This window comes from Sinorhizobium sp. 7-81, from assembly GCF_030124405.1.
GTDB classification, from domain to species: Bacteria; Pseudomonadota; Alphaproteobacteria; order Rhizobiales; family Rhizobiaceae; genus Sinorhizobium; species Sinorhizobium psoraleae.
Genome location: NZ_JASKLT010000002.1, coordinates 159605 through 165604 on the forward strand (window position 1 = coordinate 159605; position 6000 = coordinate 165604).

The 6000-nt window shown below is 63.9% G+C and carries 5 protein-coding genes; 3 read left to right on the top strand and 2 right to left on the bottom strand.

Annotated elements, in window-relative coordinates; genetic code table 11:
* Positions 1 to 27 precede the first annotated feature (27 nt).
* From QN224_RS08075 to scpA, 3 genes are all read left to right on the top strand, one after another.
* The gene (locus QN224_RS08075) at positions 28 to 294 is read left to right on the top strand and encodes a hypothetical protein (protein ID WP_283976223.1); all 267 of its coding nucleotides are present in this window, start codon (positions 28 to 30) and stop codon (positions 292 to 294) included.
* A 29-nt stretch (positions 295 to 323) separates the two neighbouring features.
* Positions 324 to 2327 carry an acetyl/propionyl/methylcrotonyl-CoA carboxylase subunit alpha gene (locus QN224_RS08080; protein ID WP_283976224.1) on the top strand — a complete coding sequence of 668 codons (2004 nt, stop codon included), beginning with the start codon at positions 324 to 326 and terminating at the stop codon, positions 2325 to 2327.
* A 273-nt stretch (positions 2328 to 2600) separates the two neighbouring features.
* Complete coding sequence (gene scpA, locus QN224_RS08085) at positions 2601 to 4739, top strand: methylmalonyl-CoA mutase (RefSeq protein ID WP_283976225.1); 2139 nt, start codon at positions 2601 to 2603, stop codon at positions 4737 to 4739.
* Positions 4740 to 4755: 16 nt separating this feature from the next.
* Here scpA and QN224_RS08090 read toward each other — a convergent pair whose 3' ends face one another.
* Complete coding sequence (locus QN224_RS08090; RefSeq protein WP_283976226.1) at positions 4756 to 5382, bottom strand: hypothetical protein; 627 nt, start codon at positions 5380 to 5382, stop codon at positions 4756 to 4758.
* 33 nt (positions 5383 to 5415) lie between these two features.
* Positions 5416 to 6000, bottom strand: a 585-nt coding sequence (locus QN224_RS08095) for a selenium-binding protein SBP56-related protein (protein WP_283976227.1), incomplete at its 5' end; no start/stop codon positions are given.

Sequence of the window (6000 nt, forward strand, 5' to 3'; positions counted from 1 at the left end):
GCGATGAAACCGGAGCCGGAGCCCATCATGACACCCGAGGCCGCGCGCCGCGACCACTGGCAGATGCTACGCTATCTGGCGACGAACGCGCTTTACGGCGCGCTCGTCGGCGCGGCGGTCGCGGGCGCGCTGATCTGGCTCAACATCGGCGCGGTCGGCACCCATATCGCACGCTCGTCGAGCCCCTTCCTTGCAGCGGCCATGGTGGTCGCCCCCTTCGCCCTCCTCTTCGGCGGGGCGGTGGCGGCGTCGTCCATCGCGCTTCTACCCTACCGGCGAAAGTTCAGGCGCTGACGCGACAGAAAGGATTGAAAGAGAAACGCATGTTCAAGAAAATCCTCATCGCCAATCGTGGTGAAATCGCCTGCCGCGTGATCCGCACCGCCAAGAAGCTCGGCATTCCGACCGTCGCCGTCTATTCGGATGCCGACCGCGATGCTATGCATGCGCGCATGGCGGACGAAGCGGTGCATATCGGCGCCTCGCCCTCCAGCCAGTCCTATATCGTGATCGACAAGATCCTCGACGCGATCCGCAAGACCGGCGCCGATGCCGTGCATCCGGGCTACGGCTTCCTTTCGGAAAACGCCGCCTTTGCAGAGGCGCTGGAGAAGGAAGGCGTCGCCTTCATCGGGCCGCCGGTCGGCGCCATTAAGGCAATGGGTGACAAGATCACCTCGAAGAAGATCGCCGCCGAAGCGGATGTCTCGACCGTTCCCGGCCATATGGGGCTGATCGAGGACGCCGAGGAAGCCGTCCGCATCGCGTCTTCCATCGGCTATCCTGTGATGATCAAGGCGTCGGCCGGCGGCGGCGGAAAGGGCATGCGGATCGCCTGGAGCGACATAGAGGCGCGCGAAGGCTTCCAGTCGTCGAAGAACGAGGCGAAAAGCTCCTTCGGCGACGACCGCATCTTTATCGAAAAATTCGTGACCGAGCCCCGCCACATCGAAATCCAGGTGCTCGGCGACAAGCACGGCAACACGCTTTATCTCGGCGAGCGCGAATGCTCGATCCAGCGCCGCAACCAGAAGGTCATCGAAGAGGCCCCATCTCCGTTCCTCGACAAGAAGACGCGGCGCGCCATGGGCGAGCAGGCGGTCGCGCTCGCCAAAGCGGTCGGCTACCACTCTGCCGGTACGGTCGAATTCATCGTCGACGGCGAGCGCAATTTCTACTTCCTCGAGATGAATACGCGTTTGCAAGTGGAGCACCCGGTGACCGAACTCGTCACCGGGCTCGATCTCGTCGAGCAGATGATCCGAGTCGCGGCCGGCGAAAAGCTGTCCCTCGGCCAGGAGGACGTGAAGCTCGACGGCTGGGCGATCGAAAGTCGGCTCTACGCAGAAGACCCCTTCCGCAACTTCCTGCCCTCGATCGGCCGGCTGACGCGCTACCGCCCGCCTCAGGAAGGCAGGCAGGATGACGGCACCGTCATCCGCAACGACACCGGCGTCTTCGAGGGCGGCGAAATCTCGATGTATTACGATCCGATGATCGCCAAGCTCTGCACCTGGGGGCCGGATCGCGCCACCGCCGTCGAGGCGATGGCGAGCGCGCTCGACGAGTTCGAGGTCGAGGGGATAGGGCACAACCTGCCCTTCCTTTCCGCCGTCATGCAGCAGCAGCGCTTCCGCGAAGGGCGTCTGACCACCGCCTATATCGCCGAGGAGTTCGCCGCCGGCTTCCAGGGCGTCGTGCCGGACGAGGCGGACGCGCGCAAGCTCGCGGCCGTCGCGGTCACCATCAACCAGGCGCTGCAGGAGCGCGCGAGCCAGATATCGGGCACGATCGGCAACCACCGCCGCGTCGTCGGCCACGACTGGGTGGCAAGCCTTGGCGATCGCGACCTTGCTGTCACCGCCGGCACCTCGGCGGATGGCGCCTTTGTTCGCTTTGCGGACGAGAGTTCGGTGACCGTAGCCACCGACTGGACACCCGGCCGTACGCTCGCCACCTTCAACGTCGACAATCAGCCGATGGGTGTGAAGGTCGATCTCGTCGGCACCGGCATCCGGCTGCGCTGGCGCGGCATCGACGTGATCGCCCGGGTGAGGACCCCGCGCGTTGCCGAACTTGCGCGACTGATGCCGAAGAAGCTGCCGCCGGACACGTCGAAGATGCTGCTCTGCCCAATGCCGGGCGTCGTGACCTCGATCGCGGTCAAGGAGGGCGACACGGTCGAGGTCGGACAGGCGATCGCCGTCGTCGAGGCGATGAAGATGGAAAACATCCTCAGAGCCGAAAGGCGAGCGACCGTCAAGCGCGTGGCGATTGTCGCCGGCGCGAGCCTCGCGGTCGATGAACTGATCATGGAGTTCGAGTGATGGTGAGCCCTGTACGTTCGGAGGAGGCGTTGATACCCCCCTCTGCCCTGCCGGGCATCTCCCCCACAAGGGGGGAGATTAGCCAGAGGTACGGCCCCGCGCGACACCAAAGTCGAAGATGCCGAGGCACGTCCTTTCCACACCTCAGGCAAACGGGCGCTGGTGAAGCGGGACATCGACGCTTGCCGATCTCCCCCTTGTGGGGGAGATGCCCGGCAGGGCAGAGGGGGGTGCACCGGATAGCGACCAGCTACGCCTCGATGGAGCAAGCCAATGACTGACAAAACACCTAAGGACTGGGAAGCCCTCGCCGAGAAGGAGCTGAAGGCCTCGCCCGAAAGCCTCACCTGGCACACGCCGGAAGGCATCGACGTCAAGCCGCTGTACACGCGCGACGACTTGGCCGGTATCGGCCACCTCGATTCACTGCCCGGCTTCGAGCCCTTCGTGCGCGGTCCCCGCGCCACCATGTATGCCGGCCGGTCCTGGACGATCCGGCAATATGCCGGTTTCTCGACGGCGGAAGCCTCAAACGCCTTTTATCGCAGGAACCTCGCGGCCGGGCAAAAAGGGCTCTCCGTCGCCTTCGACCTCGCCACCCATCGCGGCTATGACAGCGACCATCCGCGCGTCGAAGGCGACGTGGGCAAGGCGGGGGTGGCGATCGACTCGGTCGAGGACATGAAGATCCTCTTCGACGGCATCCCGCTCGACGAGATGTCGGTCTCGATGACGATGAACGGTGCCGTCATCCCGATCCTTGCCTCCTTCATTGTCGCCGGCGAGGAGCAGGGCATCGCGCGCGCCGATCTGTCGGGCACGATCCAGAACGACATCCTCAAAGAGTTCATGGTTCGCAACACGTATATCTACCCGCCGGAACCCTCGATGCGGATCGTCGCCGACATCATCGAATACACGGCGAAGGAGATGCCGAAGTTCAATTCGATCTCGATCTCCGGCTATCACATGCAGGAGGCGGGCGCGACACTCGTGCAGGAGCTTGCCTTCACCCTTGCCGACGGGCGCGAATATGTGCGCGCGGCGCTTGCCAAGGGGCTCAACGTCGACGATTTCGCCGGGCGACTCTCCTTCTTCTTCGCCATCGGCATGAACTTCTTCATGGAGGCGGCGAAGCTCCGTGCGGCGCGGCTCCTCTGGACGCGGATCATGAAGGAGTTCGAGCCGAAGAAAGCGTCCTCGCTGATGCTGAGGACTCACTGCCAGACGTCCGGGGTCTCGCTTGCCGAACAGGATCCCTACAACAACATCATCCGCACCGCCTTCGAGGCGATGTCGGCGGCGCTCGGCGGCACGCAATCGCTGCACACCAATTCCTTCGACGAGGCGATCGCACTGCCGACGGACTTTTCCGCCCGCATCGCCCGCAACACGCAACTGATCCTGCAGCACGAGACCGGCGTGACAAAGGTCGTCGATCCGCTTGCAGGTTCCTACTATGTGGAAAGCCTGACGAACGAGCTTGCGGAAAAGGCCTGGGCCTTGATCGAGGAAGTCGAGGCACTCGGCGGCATGACCAAGGCGGTCAACGCCGGCCTACCGAAGCGGCTGATCGAAGAGGCGGCGACGCGCCGCCAGGCGGCGGTCGACCGCGGCGAGGAAGTGATCGTCGGCGTCAACAAGTACCGGCTCGAAAACGAGCACCCGATCGACATCCTCCAGATCGACAATGCCGCCGTCCGCACGGCACAGATCAAGCGGATCGAAGAGACCAAACGCCGGCGAGATTCGCAGAGGGTGACGGAGACGCTCGAAGCTCTTGCCGAGGTCGCGCGGAGCGGCAAGGGCAATCTGCTCGCGGCGGCGATCGAGGCCGCGCGGGCGCGTGCCACCGTCGGCGAGATTTCCGAGGCGATGCGGCAGGTCTTTGGCGATCACACCGCCATCCCGGAAGTCGTCACCGACATCTATGGCAAGGCCTATGAAAGCGACCCCGAACTCGGCGTGCTCGCCGGGCGGCTCGGCGACGTCACCAAGCGGCTCGGCCACAAGCCGAAGATCATGGTCGCCAAGCTCGGCCAGGACGGGCACGACCGCGGCGCCAAGGTGATCGCGTCGGCCTTCGGCGACATCGGCTTCGACGTCGTTGCCGGGCCGTTGTTCCAGACGCCGGAAGAGGCAGCCGATCTGGCGCTCGCCGAAGAAGTCACCGTCGTCGGCGTCTCCTCACTTGCCGCCGGCCACAAGACCCTGATGCCCCAACTGGCCGAGGCACTGCAGAAGCGCGGCGGCAAGGACATTATCCTCGTCTGCGGCGGCGTTATTCCGCGCCAGGACTATCAATACCTGATGGACAATGGCGTCGCCGCCGTCTTCGGTCCCGGCACACACGTGCTCGACGCCGCACGCGCGGTGCTCGACCTGATCGAGGGCAAGCGAAGGAATATCTGACTGGCAGGGCGAAGCTTCAAGCCACGACGAGAATGACGGCGGTCACCACCAGTGCCAGCGTCCAGATCAGATCGAAATTGATCCATGCGGAGCGCAGGATCGCAAGGCCGAGCCATTCGATCACGACGAAGGCAACAGCGGCGGTGACCACAAGCGTCGCCCCGGTATGGAGTGCGACGGCTGCCAGCGAAATCGGCAGCGAATTGCCGAGGGGGATGGTCGCTGATTGGTCCGCAAGGCAGAGGCCCAGTACCGCAGGCACCAGCATCAGTCCCGCGCCATGCCCCGTTGCCATCAGGAACGACCAGAGTGCAAGGCCGGCCATCCCCGTCCGCATGCCGACCCTTACCCGGTGGCGGTGCCCGTAGAAGACATAGTAGCCGGCAAGGCCGAGAATAAGCGCGGCCGTGAAAAGCTTGAGGCTCCGCAGGTCGACGACCGCGCCGAAGGCTATAAAAATCGCCAGCACCACCGCAATGGCAGCGGCATGCCCGGCGGCTATCGGCAGCAGCGACAACCAAACGATCCGCGAACTTTGTCGATGAAGCCCCAGCGCCACGGCAAAAAGCCAACCCATTGCCGGGTTGACGCCATGGAAGGCACCGAGACCGGCGAGCGAGAGCCACGGCCAGAGATCCGTCATTTGCTCCGGTGAGGCCGCACGGTCCCACACCCCTCAGGGATAGCAATAGGAATCGGAGGAGCAGTCGCCGCCTTCCAGCCGAACCTGATGCGGACGATGGCCTTTCGGCCAATCGACGAAGAAGTTCTCATCGAAGGAAATTCCGCCGTTATCGCCGACATCCAGCTTCACCATCCATCCATCGATGCCTTCAGGATAGAATTGCGGGTCGATCGCGCCGTAAAGCGAATTGGTGAAATAAACACGCTTGCCGTCGCGGCTGATTTCCACCATCTGCGGTCCGCCGTTGAGCGCGCCGTTCGACGCTTTCGGATGCGTGGCGCGGGAAACGATCCCGCCGATCCTGACGCGGCCCGTCTCCTTCGGCGCAAAGGGATCGGAAACGTCGTACTGGATCATGTCGCCCGTCCCCCAGCAGGAAACGTAGAGGAACCGGTCATCCATCGAAAGATCGATATCGGTCACAAGCGGGGCGACCGCCTTGAAGCCCTTGAGAACAGGCGGCAGAAGCTCTGGGTCAGCGGGCTCGGCCGGAATCTCGATGACTTTCTTCACTGCCCACTGGTCGCCATCGCGATACCAGGTCCAGATCGATGCGGAGAGATCCTTGAGGCTGAT

Bases quoted from the DNA above. Each gene is read 5' to 3' on its own strand.
- QN224_RS08080 (WP_283976224.1), top strand. From the start codon at position 324: ATGTTCAAGAAAATCCTCATCGCCAATCGTGGTGAAATCGCCTGCCGC.
- QN224_RS08090 (WP_283976226.1), bottom strand. From the start codon at position 5,382: ATGACGGATCTCTGGCCGTGGCTCTCGCTCGCCGGTCTCGGTGCCTTC.
- scpA (WP_283976225.1), top strand. From the start codon at position 2,601: ATGACTGACAAAACACCTAAGGACTGGGAAGCCCTCGCCGAGAAGGAG.
- QN224_RS08075 (WP_283976223.1), top strand. From the start codon at position 28: ATGACACCCGAGGCCGCGCGCCGCGACCACTGGCAGATGCTACGCTAT.